We start from the raw sequence: 22217 nt of genomic DNA on the forward strand, positions 1-22217 counted from the left end.
GACCCAAGGAGATTCGAAAGGTCACTCATGCCTCAATTCATGCGTGCGCTCGTAGCCGGAAAGGTCGGCGAGCCTGCCGATGTCCTGCGGCTGGAATCCCGTCCTGTTCCCGCACCGGAAGCCGGGCAGGCGTTGATCCGTGTGAAGGCGACTCCGATTCACGCCAGTGATCTGCATGTGCTGCGTGGCCGCTACGGTTTCTCCCCCGAATTTCCCACGGTCGGGGGCCACATGGAATGCGTGGGCCGTGTCGAGGCCCTGGGCCCGGACACCGTGGGGCTGAAGACCGGTGACCGCGTGGTGGCCGCGACGGTCCCGGCGGTACCAGGACCTCCAGTGGCCGGCACGTGGCAGGAACACCTTGTCGTCGATGGGCGAAGGCTCATGCCGGTCCCCGACCAGCTGAGCGACTCCAGCGCCTGTCAGCTCGCCGTCAACCCGTTGACCGCGCTGCTCCTCGTGACCCGCGAACTCGACGTACAGCCGGGTGAATGGTTGTTGCAGACGGCCGCGGGCTCCACCGTCGGCCGGCTCGTCATTCAGCTGTCCAGGCACCTGGGTATTCGCACGATCAATGTCGTGCGGCGACGCGATGCCGTCGAAGAGATCGAAGCGCTCGGTGGTGACGAGGTCATCTGCACCGAGGACGAGGACCTGTTGCAGCGCGTGGCCGACACAGCAGGGCCGGCCGGCGTGCGCAAGGCCATCGACTGTGTCGCGGGCCAGGTGGGTGCTCAGGTGTCCCAGGCATTGGCTCCGGGAGGAGAGGTCGTGGTCTACGGCGCGCTCTCCACCCACCGGCAGACCGACCCGGCAGCGCTGACGATCCCGCTGCAGGCCCGCTCGGTCATCTACGAGACCAAAGCAGTCCGTGGCTTCTGGCTGAACCGCTGGTTCGGTACCGCCTCACCTGAGGATGCGCTGCGCGCGCTGTCCCAGGTTCGCAGTCTCGTCGCCGACGAAGTGCTGAGCATCCCTCAAGGCCGGCCGTTCCCGCTCGAGCGCTTCCCTGAAGCCATCGCGCTCGCCGAAGCACCCGCACATGGCACCAAGCCACTCTTCGTCTTCGAAGACGGCTGAACCGAGAAACCGAGGAGCGGGGCTTCGAGCGGGGCTTCGAAGACGGCTAAGGGCTTCCCGTGGCGCTCAGGCTGTGAGGCCCTCGATCGACACGGGGAGGTGTCGGGGGCCGCGGAGCACGGCGTTGGCGCGGTACGGCGGCGGGTCCTCCAGCAGCCCGGCGAACCTGACCCGCCGGAACAGTTCGGGCACGGCCACGTGGAGTTCCATCCGGGCGAGAGGGGCGCCGAAGCAGTAGTGGATGCCGGTGTAGAAGCCCAGGTGCTCGTTGTCCTTGCGGTCGGGATCGAACCGGTCGGGGTCCTTGAAGCGTATGGGGTCGCGGTTGGCCGCGGCCAGCATGAGCCAGACCGGGGAGCCCTTGGGGATGGTGGTGCCGGCGACGTCGATGTCGGTCAGGGCGGTGATCCATGGGACGAACTGGACCGGGGGCTCGTAGCGCAGTACTTCCTCGATGAGCGGGACGGCCAGGCCCGGATCCTCCTGGAAGCGCTGCAGGATGTCAGGGTGGCGCAGCAGGGTGAGGGTCGTGTTGGTGATCGCGTTGACGGTGGTCTCGTGGCCGGCGACCAGGAGCAGCACCGCGGTGGCCTCCAGGTCCGCCGGTGTCATCTCGGGGGCGAGCGCGCTGAGCATCCCGGGGCCGGGGTGGCGTCGTTTGGTCTCGATCAGATCGGTCAGGTAGGCGCCCAGCTCCTGGCGTGCCGACTGTGCCTTTTCCGGGCCGCCGTCGTCGCCGGAACGGGGATCGAGTGACGACGCCAGGGCATCGGCCCAGACGTGGAAGCGCGCTTCGTCCTCGCGCGGCACGCCCAGGACCTTGCAGATGACGGTGACGGGAAGGGGGTAGGCGAAGTCCTCCACGATGTCGACCTGGTCCTTGCCCTCGAAGGCGTCGAGCAGCTCGCCGACGTCCTTGGCCAGCTCTCCGCGCAGGCCGTCGAGGAACCTGGGGCTGTGCGGGGGACCGAACGGCCGGTTGATGGTGTCGCGCAGCCGGTCGTGCACGGGCGGGTCGGTGAAGATGAAACTGGGCGGCAGGCCGGAGTCCACCGGTTGCCCGACGCGCGCGTAGCCGGCTGGACGGTTGCTCGTGTCGTTGCTCAGCCTCGGGTCGTTGGCCAGGTTCCGCACCTCGTAGTAGGTGCTGACCAGGTAGGTGCCGTCGTCCTCCCGCCTGACCGGTTGCTTGCGCAGTTCCGCGTAGAGCGGGTAGGGATCGGCCCGATTGGCGTAGTCGGTGATCTGCGCGGAGATGGTGCCGGGCGTCATGGTGTCTCCTGAGGGCTCCGGGCCGAACAGGCGGTTGATCAGGCATGTGACGGAATGAACTGGACACGCCGTTCGCTCGGTGAGTGGCCCGTCAGCGTGACTGTGGCCCCATGGGTGGGCAGATGGGGATCCGGGAAGGCCGGGTCGATCGGCTGCAGCAACTCGCTCCGACGGTCGACCGTGCGGTACTCCGGTGGGAAGGGGGCGCCGGCCGCGATCTGCTGCTCGTAGAACCCCAGCCACTTGGCTCCGTCGAAGGACGCCGCGGCGATGAAGCGGCCGTGGTACCCGTAGACCGCCACGAACCGCTCCTCCGTGAGTGTCCCCTGGGCGACGACCAACTGGTCGCCCAGCGAGGGCACACCCACCGACTTGATGTTGACGCCGAACTGGGAGGACCAGAACATCGGTAGCCACAGGTGCGGACGGCGCTCGGGACCTGCACAGATCATGTTGTGGGCGGCGACCTCGGCCTGCTCCACCGCGTTGCCCCAGTGCTCCAGCGACAGGAACTGATAGTCGAACAACGGGTGCGGGCTGCGCGCGACATCACCGGCGGCGTAGATGTCGTCGGTGACGATGCCGTTGACGTCGAACACCCGGCACCCGGCGTCGCACGCGATCCCCCGCGGACCCGCGGCCACCCCTGAACCGGCCAGCCACTCGGTGTTGCGCATCGCACCGAGCGAGACGATCGCCACCTGCACGTCGATCGCCGAACCGTCTGACAGATGGGCGCGCCTGAGCCGCCCCACATCGTCCCCCTCCAGCGCGGTGACGCTGATGCCGCACCGCAGGTCCACTCCTTTCCTGCGCTGCAGCCGGTCCGCGACCGCGCCGATCACCCCGCCCAGCGCGCCCACCAGCGGCGCCGGGCCGCGTTCGGCGACCGTGACGTCGAGGCCCTGCTCCCGGCAGGCCGAAGCCACCTCCGAACCGGTGAAGCCGGCACCGATCACCAGCACCCGCGACGGCCGGCCGGCCAGCTTCCGGAGGAGCCGGGCGGAGTCGTCACGCGTACGCAGCACGAACACCCCGTCCAACGACGCCTGTTCCGGGTGGAACCAGGGTCGCGCCCTCGTCCCGGTGGCGATCAGCAGACGGTCGTAGGCGACGGTGTCCCCGTTCGCCAGGCGCACCTGCTTGACGTCCCGGTCCAGGCCCTCGGCGGCGACACCCAGCCGCCACTCGGCGTCGATGTCACGCCGCCGCGGCAAAGCGGTGTCCTCCGCCCGGGCCCGCCCCAGCAGCACCTGCTTGGACAGCGGCGGACGGTCGTAGGGCTCGTACGGCTCGTCTCCGATGATCGTCAGCGACCCGGAAAAGCCCTCCTCACGCAGTGTCTCCGCCGCCCGCAGACCGGCCAGAGAGGCACCGACGACGACAATCCGGCCCTCACGCCGCAGGACCGCCACGTCCGTGTCAGCCGACATGGGGCTGCGCCCCCTTCGTCGGCTCGTCGGAGTAGTCGACGAGGATCGCCTGGACCGGGCATGCGGCAGCAGCCTTCTCCACCCGGTCACGCTGTGCCTCGTCGAAGCGAGGAGAGAACAGCAGGGCTTCCTCCCCGTGCAGGGAGAAGACATCCGGGGCGAGAAAGACGCACTGCGCGAATCCCTGGCACCGGTTGAGATCGACGACAAGCCTCATCTGGAACCCGCTCCCTGCCCAGGCTCGCGGTCCCCCTGCGCATCGGCGGCCCACGCCGCGAACTCCGCAGCCCTTGCGCTCGGTCCACACGATTGTTCGGCATGCCTCTCCCTCAGGATCGACTCCTTAGGATCGGCTCGCAAACCGGGAGCGAGGGCTCGCGAAACCGTCTCCCGATCACGTCGGATCGGTTGGTTCCTGCTCGTCGGAGATGGTTGCGCCGGGCGTGGAGGAGGGGCGCGGCGTTCGTGTCCGCTCGACACCCCTCAGGTGTGTGCCGTTCCAGGATCCCGGCCCGAGGCCGGCGTCCGGTCCGGCGCCGTCGGCGGTGCCGCGGCACCCGGCCCGGGCGGCGCCTCCAGGAACTCGACCACCGCCATCGCGCACAGCAGCACCAGCGCAATGACGAGCACGACCCACCCCGTCGGAAAGCTCCACAGGAGGTACGTCAGGACGGCCGCGGCGACCAGGATCCAGTTGATCCAGACGCGGTAGCGGTGGATGAACGGTCCGACCGGGCCGGTACGGAAACCCGCCCGGTCCGCCGCGGCACGTACCGCGCCGATGCCCGACCGCCACGCCTCCCGCGCGAACACGGCCCGCCGCCCGCGGCCGGTCAGCCAGGCGGCCAGCGCGATCACCACCGCGAGCGCCACCACTCTGCGCACGGAGGTGCGCAGGTACCGCGTCAGGGTGTCGTAGACAGCGGTGGCGGCCGGTTGGGAGACGGTGTCCGGCAGCGTATTGAGGTAGATCTCGCGGAAGACGGTCAGACCGAGGCCCAGCACGAGCACGGCGAACGCGACACCGAGCACCGCGGCGACCAGGACGCGCCGGCGGTGAACGGACAGCAGGACGCCCACGGCGACGAGTACGACCACGAGCACCGGCAGCCAGAACCCCGCGAGCCGCAGCAGCCGGAGCCAGGTCTTCAATTCGCCCAGTTTGTCGGAGCGCACGACGGTGAAGTCCGTATGGATCTGCGGAATCCTCGCGGCGACCGTCACGCCGGAGTCGACGAGGCGCGCCTTGACCTGGTCCACGACCGGCGCGAGATCGACGGTCACGGACTGGTTGTTGATCTTCACTGCGCCGCTGCTGCCCGTGAGCGCCTTGTCGAGGGCCGTATGGATCCGCCGGTTGGCATCGACCCAGAATCGCCGGAAGGCGTCCGAGGCGACGACGTCCTGGGTCTTGCCTCGGACGAAGGTGCGGACGGCGTTCTCCAGGGGGCCGGCGAGTCTGCCGAGTGCCTCCTCCAGCCGCGGCCTGTCCGCGGGTGCGGCGCTCTCGAGCAGGTCCTGAAGGTGGAGGTGTTGCATGACGACATCGGTGACCTGGTTCGCCGCGGCGGCTTGGACGGCGGGGTCGGAAGCGAGGGGCGCGACCGTGGCGACGTACCGGTCGGTGTCGTCGATCTGGGACGCTGTCCACGCGGCGACGGCCGAGAGCGGGGCGAGGACGCAGCCGAGGACGATGAGCAGCGCCGAGAGGGACGACCTCCAGCGGTGGTGCGCCACGCGTGGCGCCCGCGTGCCTCGTTCCGTCTCCAGGGCGGCGACGCGGGCCCGCAACCCCTCCAGATCCGAGCGCTCGCCGTCCATGCCGGGTTCCGGTGACTGCTCGGCTCCAGGGCCCATGGGGTCTCCTCCCCGCTGCGGTGTCCCTCGTGCACATGCGGTGGATCCAGCAGAGACCGTGCAGCGGATCCGTGCCACTTGTCCGGGGCGGTCGGGGGGCGGACCGGGGCGTTCGGGTGACCCGGATGCGACGACGGGCCGGTCACCGACAGCCTCACCCTCCCGCGCGCCGCTGCCGGGCCCCGCTGGTGCGGCGGATGCACGTCGGCCGGACGAGTGCCAGACTGAAAATCCTGAGCCGGCGGTCTGTGGCGAAGTGCTCGGGTCCGCCCGCCATCCGTCCTTTCCACGGTCCTGTCCTCTCCGCGGTGTGTCACAGGAGCGATCGAGCCGTTCGCCGACGAACGAGGACGTGCCGGACCGGGCAGTGCCCGGACTTCCGACGCACCTGCTCCCCGGAGAAACCGCTCCTGCGAACCGTCGACCCGTACGGCGACTTCCTTCCCCAGGGGCAAGCTGTGGCCCAGGGGAAGGACCGGGCAAGGGCCTTCCGGAGGTGAGCATGCGCGAGTTCGTCCTGGTCGGTGCGCCGGTCCGTCCACACCGCGGCTGAGGCCGCATCGGCATTCCCCCTCGATCGAGACGGGAGGCGCAAGCCGTGGACATGAAACTGGAGGTCGTTGTGGTGCCGGTGTCCGACGTCGACCGGGCCAAGGACTTCTACACGGCGTTGGGGTGGAGGCTCGACGCGGACGTGGCCACCGACGGCGACTTCCGGGTGGTGCAGGTGACCCCTCCGGGTTCCCCGGCGTCGGTCATCTTCGGCACGTCCGTCACGGACCAGGCCCCGGGCTCGGCGCAGGGCCTGCACCTGATCGTCGACGACATCGAGGCCGCCCGCAGCGAGTTGACGCGGTGCGGTGCCGACCCGGGCGATGTGTTCCACGACGCCGGCGGCGTCTTCCACCACGCGGGCACCGACGCCCGGGTGCCCGGGCCCGCTCCGCAAAGGGGCAGCTACGGCTCTTTCCTGTCGTTCAGCGACCCGGACGGCAACGGCTGGCTCCTGCAGGAGGTCACCACCAGGCTCCCGGGACGGCTGGATCCCGACACCACCGGCTACGCGTCGGCCGAGGACCTGGCGAGCGCCCTGCGGCGGGCCGCCGCGGCGCACGGCGAGCACGAGGCGCGCGTCGGCGGGCAGGATCCCAACTGGCCGGACTGGTACGCGCGGTACATGGTGAGCGAGCAGGCCGGCACGGAACCGCCGTCGTGAGCGGGTAGCAGGGAACCGCCGTCGTGAGCGGGCCCGCGGCCGCCAGGGCGGTGAGGAACAGCGTGCGCGGGGGGAGGCCAGACCGGTCGGTCGCGCAAGAGCGGCGGCGGACCGCGTTGCGGGGAGTCCGAGGCGGCGTGAGACTGGTGCTGGCGGCTGCGTTCCAGCGTTGAGCCTGTGGGTTCCGTGGACCGGTTCCGGGACTCGTCTCCGCCTGAAGCGTGCTTCACCGCAGGGACGCCCTCTCCGCCGTTTCTCGCAACCCATGGACGGAGCGGCTTCCATGACGCGTGCCTTGTGGCGAACCCTGAAGGCCTCTGCCCTGGCGTGGCTGGGGGTGACGACCGTGCTGGCGGCTCCGTCGGCCGCCGCGAACGACTCCGGCCGGCCCGGGGCGGTCGTAGCGGCCCCGGACATTCCCTGCGCATGGCCGGCCGTCGTCAGACCCGGCAGGCTGAACCTGGCCTTTCCCGAGACCAACGCAACGTACTGGATGATGCCCTACCGGCTGGGGGAGGGAGACCGCATCGTGGTGGACGGCACGTACCCGTCCGCCCGGTTCACCTCCCTGACGGTCTACGACGCCAAGGCATCACCCATCGACTCCCTCGCCGACCACCAGATCGATCCGGATTCCGGCAGCAAGAACCCGTTCGCCGTCCCGGACGCCGGATCGAACCCGGCGCAGCGCCGCTATCAGGTCACGGTCGAACCCGGCGTCGCGGCGGGCTCCGGTGGCAACACGCTCGCCGCCACCGCGAAGAGCGCCGGGTCGGGAGCGGGATGGCTGGTGCTGAGGATCTATGTTCCGGACAAGGAGTCGGACCTGACAGGCGGAGTTCCGCTGCCCGGTCTGTCGATGCAGCGCCAAGGAAGCAGCCCCGAGTCGATTCCGGCCTGTCCCCGAGCGGACCGGGCCCAGGGGCCGTCGGGCCCGGTCGCGACCGAACTCAAGGACCTGGTCAAGAAGTACGCGCCGGCCGGAGGATTCGAGGGGTGCGGCAAGTCGACGGCGAGCGCTCCGGGATTCGCCTTGCCGAACAAGGTGGGCGGGCTGTTCCCCAACCCGTACAACAAGTACCTGTGCACGCCACTGGAGTACAAGGCGGGCCGCGTCGCCGTCGTCCGGGGCAAGTCACCCACTTTCCCGGACACCACCAACGGCCAGTCGGTACTGACCAAGGCCCAGCTCCGGTACTGGTCCCTCTGCCAGAACCAGATCCGGCTCCCCTATCCGGTGACTTCGTGTGCCGCCGACTTCCAGACGGCCATGGGCAAGGACGGGCGCTACACCTACGTGGTGTCCACCTCTCAGGACCGTCCGGCGAACGCAACCGTCGAGCGTGGCGTCACCTGGCTCGACTGGGGCCCCACCGATGTCCAGAGCGTCCTCATCATGCGGAACATGCTCCCGGAGCAGAATTTCACCAATGCCGTCCAGGACGTCAAGAAAGGGGACGACCCCGCGAAAGTGATGGGCGCGTACTACCCGACCGTCACCTACTGCACCAAGGATTCCTTCGCGAAGGCCGGCCCGGACGACTGCACCGGCTGAGCCGCGGCCGGCCTGGCACGGCCCGCGGGCGCGCAGTCCGAAGCCCGCGGCCCGCGGCCGTTGGATACGGCCCGCAGCCCACAGTCGGCCCGCGGCCCTCTGCCCGCAGTCCTCGGCCGCCGGGCGACGCGAGCGGTTGCATGGAACGATGAGAGCCACGACGGACGGTCCGGAATCCTAGGCAGAGGGAGGACCGGGCATGGAGATCAAGCCTGCGGCGGTCGTCATCCCCAAGGAAACCGATCATCTGGAGCAGGGGAAGTACGGGCCGGTATTTCCCAGGACTCCGGCGTGCTACGGGTTCACCATCGTCGCACCGGTGAAGCCCGGTCACGCCGACGCCATGCGCGAGTACGGCCACGCGCTGGCGAAGGCGCTGGAGCAGGACCCGTATCTGCTGGCGCCGCTCAAGCTGCACTACCTGCGCTGGGTGCTGTTCGACGACGACACGCGCTTCATGTACCAGGGCATTTTCGACACCGACTTCGACAAGTACACCGAGGACGCGATCGCCCTGTTCTCGAAAGCCGGAGTGAGCACCGCCTTCGAGCACCTCGTAGGTTTTCCGGAGGACTGGCGCACCAATCCGGACGCGTTCGTCAAGTTCGTGCGCGAGCACCACTGTCCCAGCTTCATCGAATACGGCGAGTATCCGTACGTGACGGCGGACGAGATCAAAAAGGCTCTGCGCATCAAGAACTCTCTCTCCGAGATGCTCGACCAGATGCAGTGAGGCAGCCATGAGCCAGGCCAGCACCGCGCGCACGTACAACCAGCGGCACATCCCACGCGCGTACACGCCGGGCGGGCGGCGCGTGAGCATCTACGTCTCCTGGAGCTATCCGGCCGAGGCGGGCCGGAACGCGGCCGAGCTGGACAACCGCTTCTCCACCATGACCGAGGTCAGGCGGGTGGCGTGGCCGGCGTACGAGGACCCGAAGTGGTCGGACCCGTACCGGTTCCAGCAGGGCATCGCAGGCTCCCTGGAGCTGTTCTTCTGGGCCTGGGCGCCCTTCCAGGACTTCGTCGAGGAGATCACCGGGCACCCCGTACCCGTGTACCAGCGCATCGACCAGGCCGGCTTCCACACGCCGCTGGACGAGCGGGTGCTCGGCGACACCGACATCCTGTTCGTGTTCGGACTGGACCACATGATCACGGAGCAGGAGGCCACGCCCGGGGAGATCGACGCGCTGCGGGCCTTCCTCGCCCGGGAGGACGCCTGCCTCGTGCTGGGGCCCCACCACGACGTCGGCGCGTCCGACGACCTGTCCGTGCGGGACGTGGAGTACCGCCACCACGGCGATCCTCTCGTACCCCGCCAGCAGCGGTTCGCCACCTACGTCAGAGACGTGATGAAGGGGCTGGGCGTGCCGGTCATGAACCGTTACGGGCTGCGCCCCGCCACCGGCGAGAGCGGCCGGATCGCTCCGCTGACCACCGTCGCGGACCTGGACGAGAAGGGGTGGCTGCACGGGGTCACGAACTTCAACTTCCACCTGCACCTCCCGCACTACGCCGTGACGACGGACGAACCGAAGGCCGTTCATGTGCTGGCCCGGCAGCCGATCGACACGTCCCGGCCGCACCCGTTCACCGAGGAGGGCAACACCGAGTTCAACATGTTCCTGTGGATGCCGCCCGGCGGCGACCGGGCAGGCGACGTCCTCCTCGCCGACTCGACGATCTTCAGCACGCTGTTCGGCGCCGACGAGAGTCTGCGGAACTTCTGGCGGAACCTCGTGTCGTGAACCGTGCCGCAAGGAGGCCGGCAGTGAGTGCGCCCACCGAAGTGAAACTGGAACTCGACGACATTCAGCGCGGGGTGCTCAGCCCCCGGCCGACGCCCTACGCGGCTACGTATCTGCTCTTCCGTATCGACGACCCGGCCCACGGGCGGGAGCTGATGCGCAGGCTGAGCGGTGCCGTGACCTCTGCCGCGGACTCGGTGAGTCCCCTGGGCGAGACATGGGTCAGCGCGGCCGTCACCTGTGCCGGACTGGAGGCGCTGGGTGTGCCGCGCTCGTCGCTGGACACCTTCGTGTGGGAGTTCCGCCAGGGGATGGCGGCCCGGGCCAAGGCGCTGAGCGATGTGGGGGAGAGCAGTCCGGAGAACTGGGAGGCGCCGCTCGGCACCCGCGAGGTGCACGTGGTGATCACAGCGGTCGCGCCCGACTCCGCGCCCCTGGAAGCGGCGGTGGACCGTGCCCGGCCGGTCTACGACGGCTTGTCCGGTGTCACGGCGATCTGGCGGCAGGACTGCCATGCCCTGCCCAGCGAGACGGAACACTTCGGTTATCGCGACGGGGTCAGCCACCCCGCCGTCGAAGGAAGCGGCATCCCGGGGTCCAACCGACTGGAAGTGCCCCTCAAGGCCGGCGAGTTCGTCCTCGGCTACCCGGACGAGCTCGGCGGCGTCCGGACACCGCAGCCGGCCGTGCTGGGGCGCAACGGCAGCTACGCGGTCTTCCGCAAGCTCCACCAGAAGGCCGCCGAGTTCCGGCGCTATCTGCGGGACAACTCCACCGGGCCCGAGGACGAGGAACTGATCGCCGCGAAGATCATGGGCCGCTGGCGCAGTGGGGCGCCCCTGGCACTGGCACCACAGCGCGACGACCCGGAGCTGGGCGCCGACCCCTACCGCCGCAACACCTTCCTGTACGAGCGGGACGATCCGGCGGGCTTCACGACGCCGGGCGGCTGCCACATCCGGCGGGCCAACCCGCGCGACGCCTCGGTGGCCGGCGAGGTACGGCTGCACCGCATGATCCGGCGCGGCGCGGTGTACGGGCCGGCGCTGCCCGAGGGCGTCCTGGAGGACGACGGAACCGACCGTGGTCTGATGTTCGCGTTCATCGGCGCGCACCTGGGCCGGCAGTTCGAGTTCGTCCAGTCGGAATGGATGAACGACGGCGTCTTCTTCGGGGCCGGAGACGCGAAGGACCCCGTCACCGGGGCCGCCGACGGGGAAGCCCGCTACACCGTCCCGCGCCGGCCGCTGCGCCGACGCCTGGCCTCCCTGCCCCGGTTCGTGGTCACCCGGGGCGGTGAGTACTGCTTCCTGCCGAGCCTGAGTGCCCTGCGCCGGCTCGGCGACTCCTGGGACTGACAAGGAAACGACGAGAACCGACAAGGACAGACAAGGACAGACAAGGCTGGGCAAAAGCTGACGGGAACTGGAGAGGCCTGATGACCGGGACTGGAGGGGACTGATGGCGTCACGGACGGCGACCGCACCGGCCGCGTGTTCGTTTTCATCGGATCACACCCCGGCCGGCACTTCGGGATCGTCGTCCCCATGGGTGCGACGACGCCTTGCCGCTTCCCGGACCCGGCGACGTCCCGGTGCGTCTCGGTCAGGGGAAGGGCGCTCACGGCAGGCAGCGACGGCACCGGCGACTTCACGCCCCTGGCGACCCGTCCCGCCGCGGCCCGGGCTGTCCGGTCGGGCGACGGGTGGCTTCCGTGCCGCCTCCGCGCTGTTGCGGGGGGACGCGGCCCGGCGTTGGAATCAAGTGTGAGGCACTTTGGCGGCGTCGAGTCCGCCGGCCGCCCCGCTCCCGGGACAGGGGTGGGCCGGAAGGGGCTCAAGAGCGGCGCCCTCGGCATGTTCTCCTCGGTGGCGATGGGGCTCGCCTCCACCGGCCCGGCCTACAGCCTGGCGGCCACCCTGGGCATCATCGTGGCCGGAGTCGGGCTGCAGGCCCCGATCATCACGATGCTGGCGTTCATCCCGGTGCTGCTGGTGGCGTACGCCTTCCGGGAGCTGAACGCGAGCAACGCCGACTGCGGGACGACCTTCAGCTGGGCCACCCGTGCCTTCGGACCGCGCAGCGGCTGGATGGGCGGCTGGGGCCTCATCGTCGCCAACATGCTCGTCATGGCGAACCTCGCCGGGATCGCCGCCGCCTACGGCTTCCGGCTGGTGGGCCTGGACGGCCTGGCGGAGAGCCGGACGTGGATCACGGTGGCGGGCGTCGTCTGGATCGTCCTGATGACCGGGATCTGCTACGTCGGCATCGAGTTCTCGGCGGCCGTCCAGCGCTGGCTGCTGTTGCTGGAAGTGACGGTGCTGGTCCTCTTCGCCGTCGCCGCGCTGGTCCGCGTCTACACCGACCCTCCCCCGACCGCGATCCACATCTCCGCCTCCTGGTTCAACCCGTTCGAAGTGCCCTCGGCGCGGGCCCTGACCTCGGGCATTCTCGCGGGCGTCTTCATCTACTGGGGCTGGGACACCGCGTTCTCGGTCAACGAGGAGACCGTCGACAGCGGGTGCGTCCCGGGGCGCGCCGCGCTCCTGTCCACCGTGGTGCTCCTGGTCATGTACGCGCTGGTGTCCACCTCGGCGCAGGCGTTCGCGGGAGTCGGCAGCTCGGGCATCGGGCTCGGGAACACGGAGAACTCCGACGATGTGTTCTCGCGGCTGGGCGAGGCCGTCTTCGGGAACAGCGAGACCGGGCTGATCCTGTCGAGACTGCTGATCCTGATGGTGCTGACCTCTGCGCTGGCCTCCGCCGAGACGACCATCCTGCCCCTGGCCAGGACCGTCTTCTCCATGGCGGTGCACAAGGCGGTCCCGTCCGGGTTCGCCCGGGTCCACCGCCGGTATCTCACCCCGACCTGGGGAACCGTCGGCATGGGAGCGGTCTCGATCGCCCTGCTGCTCCTGCTGACCTCGTTCAGCGAGAACATCCTGGCCGACTCGGTCGACTCGGTCGGTCTCGCCATCGCGTTCCAGTACGGACTGACCGGCTTCGCCTGCGCCTGGTACCACCGCAAGGTCCTGTCCCGCAGCACGCGGGACCTGGTCTTCAAGGGCGTGCTGCCGGCGCTCGGCGGGCTGATCATGTTCATGCTGTTCATCTACGCCGCCTTCGTGGTCTACGCGAACCCCGGGTACGGCGCGACCACGGTCGACCTGCCGCTGATCGGTGAGACGGGCGGGGTCACCGTCCTGGGCCTGGGCGCCCTGCTGATCGGTCTCCTGCTGATGCCGTTCGTCACCCGAGGCCACAGCGTGGCGCTCAAACTCCAGCGGGGCCTGCTGCCGGGCCGCCTGCCGCCGCACGTCGCGGTCGAAACGGCGAGCCGCTACCTGCCCGCGGACAGCGGATCCGGAGTGGGCGGCGACTGGTACGACGTCATCCCCCTGTCGGGCACCCGGGTCGGCCTGGTCGTCGGGGACGTGCTCGGTCACGGCCTGCGTGCCGCGGCCACCATGGGACGGCTGCGCACGGGGGTGCGGGTGCTGGCCCGGCTGGACCTGAGCCCGGACGAGCTGCTGTCCCGTCTGGCCGACCTGGTCGAGCAGACCGCGCACGAGGGCGTCCCCGGCCGAGGCCCGGGCCAGCTGCGCCCGCGCACCGACGCGGCCATGGGCGTGAGCTGCCTGTACGCGGTGTACGACCCCGTGTCGGGCAACTGCAGCCTGGCGCGGGCCGGCGAGCCGGTGCTGGCGGTCGCCGGACCGCGGGGCGGGGCCGTCGACTGTCCGCAGCTGCCGCCCGGACCGCCGCTGGGCGTCTCCGGCCTGCCCTACCAGAGCATGGAGCTGCAGTTGGAGCCGGGCAGTCTCGTCGCCCTCGCCACGGGCGGCCTGCTCCAGGCGGCCGACGACCGTGCCGCCGGGCTGGTGCAGCTGTCCCACGTGCTCGCCGGCGCCCCGGCGTCCCTGGAGGTGCTGTGCGACAAGGTGGTGTCCACCTTGCTGCCCGGGCCGGTGGACGTGGACGCGACGCTGCTCGTGGCCCGTACCCGGCTGCTCGACCGGAACCGGTTCGCCGAGTGGGCGCTGCTCCCGGACCCGGCGGCGGTGGCCACCACCCGCACCGCCGTCAGCAAGCAGCTCGGCGACTGGGGCCTGGAGGACCTGGCGTTCACCACCGAGCTGATCGTCAGCGAACTGGTCACGAACGCCATCCGCTACGTGGGCGGTCCGATCCAGGTGCGGGTGATCCGCGACCGGACCCTGATCTGCGAGGTCTCCGACACGGGCCACACCTCGCCCAACCTGCGGCACGCCGCGAGTGACGACGAGGGGGGCCGGGGCCTGTTCATCATCGCCCAGATGACCCACCACTGGGGCACGCGCTACACCCCCACCGGAAAGACGATCTGGACCGAGCAGGACCTGCCGCAGTCGGAGGGCAAGTAGCACCTGTCCGGGGCCGGCCAGGAAGCAGACCTCCCGGGGGGCGGACCGCCATTGAACGGACCGGTCATTGAGCGGACCGGCCAGGGATCGGACCGGTCAGGAAACGGATTCGCAGGGAGCAGACGCGCAGGGAGCCGCCCGGCAGGGAGCAGACCGGTCACGTGCCGCGCAGGTCAGGTGCCGCGCAGGGCCGACGTGGTCCTGCCGGTGCGCTCGCGGAGCAGCACGCGCAGCGTGTTGGCGTGCTCGTAGCCGACCTTGCGGGAGATCACCTCCAGCGGCAGGTCGGTCGTGCGCAGCAGGTGGGAGGCGCGTTCGATCCGCAGGTCCTGCACGAAACGCACGGGGGAGGTGCCGAGCACACGCTGGACGGTGCGTTGCAGGGTCCGCTCGCTGATGCCCAGGGACCTGGCCGCGTCCGGGATGCTGATCGGCTCGGCCAGACGCTCGCGCACCCAGCGTTCGAAGGCCGCGACGGTGGGGTCGCTCTGTGCCAGGGCGCTGGGGATGGTGTAGGCGGACTGCGAGGGGCGGTCGTCGACGACCAGGTAGCGGGCGATGAGGTCGGCCAGGGCGGGGCTGCTCGCCCGTACGATCGCCAGGGCGAGGTCGACGTGCCCGAAGGCCGCGCCCGCCGTGGTGACCTCGCCGGACGCGACGACCATCTTGCTCTGGTCGAGGTGGACCGCGGGATACCGGGTCCGGAAAACGGGGGCCAGCCACCAGCTCGTGGTCGCCCGCCGACCGTTCAGTGCGCCCGCTTCGGCGAGCAGGAACGTGCCGGTGCACGCCGAGGCGATGGGTGTGCCCTGGGCCTGTGTCCGGGTGATCAGATCCCGGGCGGGGAGCGAGGCGTCCCCGGCGACGTGGGCGAGGAGTGCCTCGGGCCGGCGTTCGGCCAGGGCGGGGACGATCAGCAGATCGGCCGTCTGGGCGCGCTCGGCGGGCTCGGCCGTCACGAGGTGTCCGGCACCCGTCCTGACCTGCGGACGGAAGCCGACCTTGGTCACGTTCCAGGTCGGCGGGTCCGCGATCTGCTCACCCATGGCGTTCGCGCCGTCGAGCACGTCGAGGATGGCCGACAGACCGGAGTCGAACACCCCGTCGTACACGAGTACCGCAACATCCATGGCGGAAATCGTATCAAGGGAACCGTATCCGGCAGCTAAGGGTCAGTCGGTCACGCCGGCCGTCTCCGGCTTCGCGCGCCGGGTGCCGGCGGCCAGCTTGGTGCGGGCGAAGTCGCGGTTGGCGAGCACCCGGTCGCGGTGGGCCTCGGGCAGCTTGCCGCCGTCCAGGAGCCGCTCGCAGCACTCCAGGGACTCGCGGTACGAGCCCATCCAGTACGCCGCCACCGCCAGCTCGTCCAGGGCCCGCCAGTCGTACCAGGCGTGCTCGACGAACAGGATGTCGTCGGGTCGCGCGATCTCCGCCGCGCGTCGCGCGAACAGGTAGGCCAGCGGCCAGCGTTCGCCCTGCACGCGGCAGAGGTGGGCGAGTTCACCGAGCGGTTCGGCGCGGGTGGGCCGGTACTCGTGGGCGTCCAGGAAGCGGGACGTGACCTCGGGCGTACGGCGCTTGAGCGTCAGGGCGAGGCGGGCCGCGTAGAGCCGGGCGCAGAACACCTCCTCGGCGAAGCCGCCCATGGCCGCCCGCCGGTCGTAGGCGGCGAGCGCCTTCGCCGGTTCCCCGGCGTCGCGCCAGCTCTGGGCGAGGTAGAACACGTACCGGGCGTTGTCCGGTTCCTTGACGAGGCCGTCCTTCAGGACGGCGGCATCGCGCAGGTACTTCGCGCGCTGGTCGCCCTTCTGGCGCCCGCCGCCGCCCACGATGACCATGCGGGTGCCCTCGAGGTGTGCCCGGCTGAACCGCGTGTCGCACTCCAGGTATTCGTGCAGGACACCGACGTACCGCCAGGGGAGGCGGGTCGACACCATCGTCGGGCGCCGGTGGACGACGGGCCCGTGGTGCACCTCGATGTCATAGCAGTCGTGGGTGAGGTCCGGCATGGTGAAACCGGGATCGGTCTCCATCACGTCGTCGGCGTCGATGAACAGCAGGTAGCGCGCCCGGTCCCGGGCCCGTTCGATCGCCTCCGTGCGGCTCGGGCCGAAGCCCTTCCAGTGACTCTCGTGCAGCGCGCCGGGCAGGCCGGCGAACGTGTCGCGGATGACGTCCTGGGTCCCGTCGGTCGAACCGGTGTCGAGGATCACCCATGTGTCGATGAGGGGCCGTACGGATTCGAGGCAGCGGCGGATCACATGCGCCTCGTCCTTGACGATCATATTGAGGCAGACCGTTTTCATGGCTCTTTCTTTTCCCGGCGGGCGGGGAAAGGACCGGCCGGGGAATTCATCTAGCTCCGATGGCCCGCACAAGCAGCCATGAACGGGTAGGCGGGTATGAACCCGCGGAATCGGGCCGGAACCTCTGTCCGGGGCCGGCGCAAGGCGTGCCCGGCAGCCGGTCATGAGCTGCCGGACACCCCTTGTGCGGTGTGCCGGGCGGCCGAAGCTACGGAACGACGGTCCCGCCGTTCACGGCACCGGGGGCCGGCTGCCTGTTCACGAGGACCCAGGGGTTGTTGTCGCAGTTCAGCGTGCGGTTGCTGGTGACCACCTGGCAGGTGGTCTCGAAAATCTGTCCCGCGGTGGTGACGACGTCGACCCGCAGGTCACCCTCCGCCTGGTTGCCCTGGCTGTGCTGGGCGATCGAGATGCCACAGGCGTTCTGCGGGTACTGGGGATGAGTGCTGAGATCGGTCCACAGGAAGGGGCCAGGAGTAGCCCCGGTGAGGTCGCGGATGCCCGCGTACGCCCTGGTCGGGTTGGACCCCGTCAGCGCGGCGCGCAGTTCGAAGTTGTTGCTGTCCTGGCTGGCGTCGATTTCGACGCACGCGGAGGGGCCGGTCGCACCCGTCGCGCCCGTGGCGCCGGTCGCCCCGGTCGCGCCCGTGGCGCCGGTCGCCCCGGTGGCGCCCGTCGCGCCCGTGGCCCCACGGCACCCGTCGTGGTCACCGCCGGACGCGCCGGTGGGCGTCTTCTGGTCATCTGCGGATTTGCAGTCGTGGCCGCCGCCCTGCGTGACGGTCGGTGTCCCGTCGGTGACGGCGCGGCCCGCAGCCGCGGCCGGCGCGGCCACGGCGGCCGCCAGTACCAGGGTGAGGGATGCCAGCATTCCGGCCTGCTTGAACCGTGCCCGGGCCAGCGGCCCGAGCCGCGAGGCTTTGTACTCAGGACTCATGCGGTGCTCCTTGACGCGAAGCGGTCCGGGTGGTGACCCGGACGGTGGTCCGAGGGCTCCCGGACTCCAGTGCGAGCGTGTCCTGAGCGGGCCGGACCGACCGAGCCGTACGAGCTGAATGGGGAGATTTATCCTCATATCAGAGCAATCGCTGCCGTCCGATGGGGGGCTTTTCGTCCATCTCTCCCTTGTGCGGCAACTCGGCACGGAACACGGCCTCTTGGGGCAATGCCCCGGACCGGTCAGCCGTCCGGCCGGGCGGAAACCGCTGTTCGGGCGGTGCCCGCCGGCAAAGGCGTGACGGTCCTGCACGACAGGCGGCACACGGCCCCGCGGCGGCACGATGGGGGAGAAGCCGGCCGCAAGACCTGACGGGAGGATCTCCCATGGCTCAGCAGACGGCGACGAAGGCCCCGGTCAAGAAGCCCGTCAGTACCGGCGGCGTCTTCCTCTCCTTCGCCCCGTGGATCATCTTCGGAGTGGTCGCGAGCCCCAGCACCTGGGAGTACGCGGCTCTCGCCGCCCTGATCGCCTCGATCGTCCTGTCGAGCCAGGACATGCTGCACGGCAGGCTCCGCGTCCTCGACGTGACCGGCATCGTGTTCTTCGCCGTGCTCTCGGTCCTCGCGCTGGCCCTGGACCGCGGAGAACTCCGCTGGCTCGAGACGTACGCCCAGGTCGTCTCCAACGGGCTGGTGGCCGTCGTGGCGCTCGGCTCGCTGCTCACCGACCCCTTCACCGCCCAGTACGCCCGGGAGTCGACACCCCGCGAGGTGTGGGATTCGCCCGTCTTCAAGCACATCAACCAAGTGCTGTCGGCGGGGTGGGCGCTTGCCTTCGCGCTGATGACGGTCTCGACCTGGCTGGCCGTCCGGTACCCGGCCCAGGACGACTGGTTCAACTGGGTCATCCCCATCGCCCTGCTCGTCGCGGCCGTGAAGTTCACCGAATACTATCCTGAATCGTATAAAAAGCGCACAAAATAATGGGATCCGAACGGGCGTCCCCGGCGTCTAGGCCTGTATGGATCTGCAGAAGCCACCACCCCCGGCGCAACAGCCCGAAGGATGCCTCGTCGTCGCCATCCGCCTCCCGGTGCGGATCGTCGTCCTGGTCCTGGTCATGCCCGTGCGCATGGTGTGGGACGCCCTCGTGGCCGCCGGGCGGCTTCTGCGCGACACCGTGCTCAGGCCGCTCGGCCGGGCCCTGACCTGGGTCGGAAAGGCCCTGTTCGTATGGCCGTTCGTGGCCCTGTGGCGTTACGTCCTGGTCCCCGTCGGCAAGGCGCTCGCCTGGCTCGCCACCGTGCTTCTCGTCGTTCCGGCGGTCTGGTTTTACCGGCATGTCCTGACTCCCGTCGGACGCGCCCTCGCCTGGCTGGCCCGTGGCGCGGGCGCCGGGCTCGCATGGGTCTACACGTGCCTGCTGTGCCCGGTCGGGCACGCCTTCACCTGGCTGCTGAAGGGCATCGGCGCGGTGCTCGCCGCCGTCGGGCTGGGCGTGTACACGGCCGTCGCCTGGCTGGTGCGGTACCTCCTCGTCGTCCCCGCACGCCTGCTGTACACCTGGGTCCTCGCGCCCGTCGGCCGCGCCGTCGCCTGGTGCGCACGCGGGCTCGCACAGTTGCTGGGACTTCTCGTCACCGGTGCCGGCCTCGCCCTGTACTGGACCGCCCGCGTCCTCTTCGTCCTGCCCGCGCTCGCGCTGTGGCGCTGGGTGCTCGCCCCCGTCGGCCGGTTCCTCGCCCTCGTCGCGCGCGAGGTGGCGGACGCCGTCGGGCACGCCTGGCGGGTCGCCGGCCGGATCTCACGGGCCGTCGGGCGGGCACTCGGGACCCTCTTCCGGTGGATCTTCGTGGAGCCGGTGCGCTGGGTGTACCGGACCGTGCTCACCCCGGTCGGCCATGCCGTGCGGGACGCCGTCCTGCGGCCCGTCGCCGCGGGCGTGCGTGCGGTGGGCCGGGTCACCCGCGAGGCGATGGCCTCGGCCCGGGACACATGGCGGCAGGCCCGCGCCGACTTCCGCCGGATGCTGTTCGGCGAGCCCCCGCAGCCCGCCGCGGTGGACCGGCGGGAACCCACGGGCGCCGCGACACGTACTCTTGGTAGCAGTACGACCGCTCTCACGAAGGACTAGGACACTGGGCAAGCGACAGCCCGAAGGCCCGCCGCCCGCACCCGCGGTGCAGCGCATCCGACTGCGCTACACCAAGCGCGGCCGCCTGAGGTTCACCAGCCACCGAGACTTCCAGCGCGCCTTCGAGCGTGCGCTGCGCCGCGCCGAGGTGCCGATGGCGTACTCGGCCGGTTTCACGCCGCACCCGAAGGTGTCGTACGCCAATGCCGCACCCACCGGCACGGGCAGTGAAGCGGAGTACCTGGAGATCGCGCTCACCGCATCGCGCGATCCGGAGACCCTGCGTGTCCTCCTCGACGAGTCGCTGCCCGCCGGGCTCGACGTCGTCGAGGCGGTCGAGGCGCGGACCCCGGGTCTCGCCGACCGGCTGACGGCCTCCGTCTGGGAGCTGCGGCTGGACGGCGTCGACCCGGCCGACGCCGAGCGCGCGGTCGAGGCCTTCACCAAGGCCGACACCGTCGAGGTGCAGCGGATGACCAAGAACGGCGTCCGTACCTTCGACGCCCGCCCGGCCGTGGTGAGCCTGGAAACGCACGGTTCGCCGGCTGATAGGCCGACCGACCAGCCCTGTGCGATACTGCGGCTGGTTGTTCGGCACGTGACGCCTGCCGTACGACCCGACGACGTCCTGTCCGGTCTCCGCGCCGTGGCCGACCTGGCGCCGCCGGTCCCCGCAGCGGTGACCAGGCTGGCGCAGGGGCTGTTCGATGAAGAGACCGGCACGGTGACCGACCCGCTCGCGCCCGACCGCGAGGCAGCCGAGGCCAGGACGGCCGCACCGGCTGCCGCCGCGACGGCGCCGACGCCGGAAGGTTCCGCGTAGGGACGGACGTCGTAGCGCCGCCCTCGTACTCGGGAGCCACCTGGGTCGGGCAGCGCACCGACCAGAAGACTTTCGCCAGGCCGTACCGACAAGGCGTACGGAACCGGCGAGACAAGACACAGAGTGCTCCCGTGCGGCGCCCGCGCCCCGGACGGCGGTCATCGCGCATCGCGCGAGCCGCGGACGTCAACGGCGGACGGTCTTTCGGACCGGCGTCGGACCAGGTGCGGCGCCCGGGAGCCTGACGGGAGAAACGCCCGCATGCTCGAGCCGACCGAACCCAACGAGGGTTCCGAACTCAACACTCCCAGCGACACCCTGCCGCCGCGCAGGCGTCGCCGTGCCGCCTCCCGCCCGGCGGGTCCGCCCGCCGCCGCGGAGGCGCCCGCCGAGGTCACCGTGCCGGCCATACCGGCCGCGGATGCCGACGAGGTCGTCGACGTGACCGAGGGCACCGAGGCCACTGAGGCACTTGAGACCGACGAGGTCCAGGTGACCCTGGAGGCAGAAGACACCGAAGAGGCGGTGGAGACGGCACCGGCCGAGGAGGCTGCCGCCGCCCAGGCCCCTGCCGCCCGTCCGCGCCGCCGGGCCGCCCGCCGCGCCTCCGCGCCCGCCGGTTCGCCCGCGTCCGCGGAGGCGGCCGAGGCCGCCGAGACCGTCGTACCGGCCGAGCCGGCCCCCGCTGCGGTCGCCGAGGCCGGCGCCGTCGTCGTCGGCGAGGAGGCCGCTCCCCGCCGCGTCCGGCGCCGGGCCACGCGCACCGCGTCCGCGCCGGCCGCCGCTGCTGTGGAGACCGCCGTCTCCGAGGTCGCTGCCGAGGCCGACGCTGCCGTGGAGGCCGCCGAGGTCGTCGCTGCCGTCAAGACTTCCGCGACGGAGGCGGCTGCCGCGACGGAGGAGGCTGCCGAGGCCGCTCCCACCGGGCGTCCGCGCCGGCGTGCGGCGCGTCGGGCGTCGGCGCCCGCCGGTTCGTCCGTGTCCCCGGAGGCCGCCGAGACCGTCGTCCCCGCCGCCGCCGAGTCCGGTACGGCTGCCGCCACCGACGCCGCGAAGGAGCAGGAGCCCGCCGCCGGGGCCGCGAAGGAGCAGGAGGCCGCCGCTCCGGCCGCCCGTCCGCGCCGCCGTGCCACCCGCCGGGCGTCCGCGCCCGCCGGTGCTCCTGTGACCGAGGAGGCCGCCGTGGCCGGGGAGGCTCCGGCTGCCGCGGTCGTGGAGCCGGCTGCCGGGACCGGCGCTGTCGAGGCTGCTCCGGCCGTTCAGGAGCCGTCGGAAGGGGTCGCCGAGGAGGCTGCCGTCGAGGAGGCCGCTCCGGCCGCCCGTCCGCGCCGCCGTGCCACCCGCCGGGCGTCCGCGCCCGCCGGTGCTCCTGTGACCGAGGAGGCCGCCGTGGCCGGGGAGGCTCCGGCTGCCGCGGTCGTGGAGCCGGCTGCCGGGACCGGCGCTGT

The 22217-nt window shown here is 70.9% G+C and carries 17 protein-coding genes and 1 pseudogene; 11 read left to right on the forward strand and 7 right to left on the reverse strand.

From position 1 onward, the window contains the following. Positions 1–27: 27 nt before the first annotated feature. Positions 28–1080, forward strand: coding sequence for a zinc-dependent alcohol dehydrogenase family protein (locus tag ACZ4SF_RS02325; protein WP_468377069.1), 1053 nt, complete (start codon positions 28–30; stop codon positions 1078–1080). A gap of 66 nt (positions 1081–1146) precedes the next feature. Here the strand turns inward: ACZ4SF_RS02325 and ACZ4SF_RS02330 are convergent, their stop codons facing one another. From ACZ4SF_RS02330 to ACZ4SF_RS02345, 4 genes are all read right to left on the reverse strand, one after another. Beyond that, the gene (locus ACZ4SF_RS02330) at positions 1147–2352 is read right to left on the reverse strand and encodes a cytochrome P450 (RefSeq protein WP_468377072.1); all 1206 of its coding nucleotides are present in this window, start codon (positions 2350–2352) and stop codon (positions 1147–1149) included. Positions 2353–2390: 38 nt separating this feature from the next. Then, positions 2391–3785, reverse strand: coding sequence for an NAD(P)/FAD-dependent oxidoreductase (locus ACZ4SF_RS02335; RefSeq protein ID WP_468377075.1), 1395 nt, complete (start codon positions 3783–3785; stop codon positions 2391–2393). Further along, complete coding sequence (locus ACZ4SF_RS02340; RefSeq protein ID WP_468377078.1) at positions 3775–4002, reverse strand: ferredoxin; 228 nt, start codon at positions 4000–4002, stop codon at positions 3775–3777. Before ACZ4SF_RS02340 ends, ACZ4SF_RS02335 begins: the two co-directional genes overlap by 11 nt. A gap of 266 nt (positions 4003–4268) precedes the next feature. Beyond that, a complete protein-coding gene (locus tag ACZ4SF_RS02345; protein WP_468377081.1) occupies positions 4269–5642 on the reverse strand; it encodes a hypothetical protein in 1374 nt (457 codons plus the stop codon). Between the two features lie 604 nt (positions 5643–6246). Here ACZ4SF_RS02345 and ACZ4SF_RS02350 point away from each other — a divergent pair. From ACZ4SF_RS02350 to ACZ4SF_RS02375, 6 genes are all read left to right on the forward strand, one after another. After that, the gene (locus ACZ4SF_RS02350; RefSeq protein ID WP_468378276.1) at positions 6247–6858 is read left to right on the forward strand and encodes a VOC family protein; all 612 of its coding nucleotides are present in this window, start codon (positions 6247–6249) and stop codon (positions 6856–6858) included. Positions 6859–7141: 283 nt separating this feature from the next. Continuing rightward, a complete protein-coding gene (locus ACZ4SF_RS02355; RefSeq protein ID WP_468377084.1) occupies positions 7142–8413 on the forward strand; it encodes a hypothetical protein in 1272 nt (423 codons plus the stop codon). 199 nt (positions 8414–8612) lie between these two features. Further along, entirely contained in the window at positions 8613–9146 is a 534-nt protein-coding gene (locus ACZ4SF_RS02360; protein WP_468377087.1) for a hypothetical protein, read from the forward strand. A 7-nt stretch (positions 9147–9153) separates the two neighbouring features. Continuing rightward, the gene (locus ACZ4SF_RS02365; protein WP_468377089.1) at positions 9154–10164 is read left to right on the forward strand and encodes a hypothetical protein; all 1011 of its coding nucleotides are present in this window, start codon (positions 9154–9156) and stop codon (positions 10162–10164) included. 23 nt (positions 10165–10187) lie between these two features. After that, complete coding sequence (locus tag ACZ4SF_RS02370; protein WP_468377091.1) at positions 10188–11522, forward strand: Dyp-type peroxidase; 1335 nt, start codon at positions 10188–10190, stop codon at positions 11520–11522. 408 nt (positions 11523–11930) lie between these two features. Next, positions 11931–14567, forward strand: coding sequence for an amino acid permease (locus tag ACZ4SF_RS02375; RefSeq protein WP_468377094.1), 2637 nt, complete (start codon positions 11931–11933; stop codon positions 14565–14567). 173 nt (positions 14568–14740) lie between these two features. Here ACZ4SF_RS02375 and ACZ4SF_RS02380 read toward each other — a convergent pair whose 3' ends face one another. The 3 genes from ACZ4SF_RS02380 to ACZ4SF_RS02390 all read right to left on the reverse strand — a co-directional run bounded on the left by ACZ4SF_RS02380 (position 14741) and on the right by ACZ4SF_RS02390 (position 17810). Then, on the reverse strand, positions 14741–15697 hold the full coding sequence (locus ACZ4SF_RS02380) for a GlxA family transcriptional regulator (protein WP_468377097.1): 957 nt from the start codon (positions 15695–15697) through the stop codon (positions 14741–14743). A 42-nt stretch (positions 15698–15739) separates the two neighbouring features. Beyond that, on the reverse strand, positions 15740–16873 hold the full coding sequence (locus ACZ4SF_RS02385; protein ID WP_468377100.1) for a tetratricopeptide repeat-containing glycosyltransferase: 1134 nt from the start codon (positions 16871–16873) through the stop codon (positions 15740–15742). A 208-nt stretch (positions 16874–17081) separates the two neighbouring features. Next, the gene (locus ACZ4SF_RS02390; protein ID WP_468377103.1) at positions 17082–17810 is read right to left on the reverse strand and encodes a hypothetical protein; all 729 of its coding nucleotides are present in this window, start codon (positions 17808–17810) and stop codon (positions 17082–17084) included. A gap of 386 nt (positions 17811–18196) precedes the next feature. Here ACZ4SF_RS02390 and ACZ4SF_RS02395 point away from each other — a divergent pair, with 386 nt between their 5' ends. From ACZ4SF_RS02395 to ACZ4SF_RS02410, 4 genes and pseudogenes are all read left to right on the forward strand, one after another. Further along, positions 18197–18796 (forward strand): hypothetical protein, encoded by a 600-nt coding sequence (locus tag ACZ4SF_RS02395; protein ID WP_468377106.1) that lies wholly within the window; start codon positions 18197–18199, stop codon positions 18794–18796. Positions 18797–18833: 37 nt separating this feature from the next. Continuing rightward, positions 18834–19946 carry a hypothetical protein gene (locus ACZ4SF_RS02400; protein WP_468377109.1) on the forward strand — a complete coding sequence of 371 codons (1113 nt, stop codon included), beginning with the start codon at positions 18834–18836 and terminating at the stop codon, positions 19944–19946. Between the two features lie 46 nt (positions 19947–19992). Further along, complete coding sequence (locus ACZ4SF_RS02405; RefSeq protein ID WP_468377111.1) at positions 19993–20769, forward strand: TIGR03936 family radical SAM-associated protein; 777 nt, start codon at positions 19993–19995, stop codon at positions 20767–20769. Positions 20770–21030: 261 nt separating this feature from the next. After that, positions 21031–22217: pseudogene (locus ACZ4SF_RS02410) on the forward strand (Rne/Rng family ribonuclease); the annotation flags it as partial.

This window comes from Streptomyces sp. NPDC027663, assembly GCF_055566415.1.

Coding starts and splice junctions, on each gene's coding strand:
- ACZ4SF_RS02325 (WP_468377069.1), top strand. CDS start 28: ATGCCTCAATTCATGCGTGCGCTCGTAGCCGGAAAGGTCGGCGAGCCT.
- ACZ4SF_RS02330 (WP_468377072.1), bottom strand. CDS start 2,352: ATGACGCCCGGCACCATCTCCGCGCAGATCACCGACTACGCCAATCGG.
- ACZ4SF_RS02335 (WP_468377075.1), bottom strand. CDS start 3,785: ATGTCGGCTGACACGGACGTGGCGGTCCTGCGGCGTGAGGGCCGGATT.
- ACZ4SF_RS02340 (WP_468377078.1), bottom strand. CDS start 4,002: ATGAGGCTTGTCGTCGATCTCAACCGGTGCCAGGGATTCGCGCAGTGC.
- ACZ4SF_RS02345 (WP_468377081.1), bottom strand. CDS start 5,642: ATGGGCCCTGGAGCCGAGCAGTCACCGGAACCCGGCATGGACGGCGAG.
- ACZ4SF_RS02350 (WP_468378276.1), top strand. CDS start 6,247: ATGAAACTGGAGGTCGTTGTGGTGCCGGTGTCCGACGTCGACCGGGCC.
- ACZ4SF_RS02355 (WP_468377084.1), top strand. CDS start 7,142: ATGACGCGTGCCTTGTGGCGAACCCTGAAGGCCTCTGCCCTGGCGTGG.
- ACZ4SF_RS02360 (WP_468377087.1), top strand. CDS start 8,613: ATGGAGATCAAGCCTGCGGCGGTCGTCATCCCCAAGGAAACCGATCAT.
- ACZ4SF_RS02365 (WP_468377089.1), top strand. CDS start 9,154: ATGAGCCAGGCCAGCACCGCGCGCACGTACAACCAGCGGCACATCCCA.
- ACZ4SF_RS02380 (WP_468377097.1), bottom strand. CDS start 15,697: ATGGATGTTGCGGTACTCGTGTACGACGGGGTGTTCGACTCCGGTCTG.
- ACZ4SF_RS02385 (WP_468377100.1), bottom strand. CDS start 16,873: ATGAAAACGGTCTGCCTCAATATGATCGTCAAGGACGAGGCGCATGTG.
- ACZ4SF_RS02390 (WP_468377103.1), bottom strand. CDS start 17,810: ATGAGTCCTGAGTACAAAGCCTCGCGGCTCGGGCCGCTGGCCCGGGCA.
- ACZ4SF_RS02395 (WP_468377106.1), top strand. CDS start 18,197: ATGGCTCAGCAGACGGCGACGAAGGCCCCGGTCAAGAAGCCCGTCAGT.
- ACZ4SF_RS02400 (WP_468377109.1), top strand. CDS start 18,834: ATGGATCTGCAGAAGCCACCACCCCCGGCGCAACAGCCCGAAGGATGC.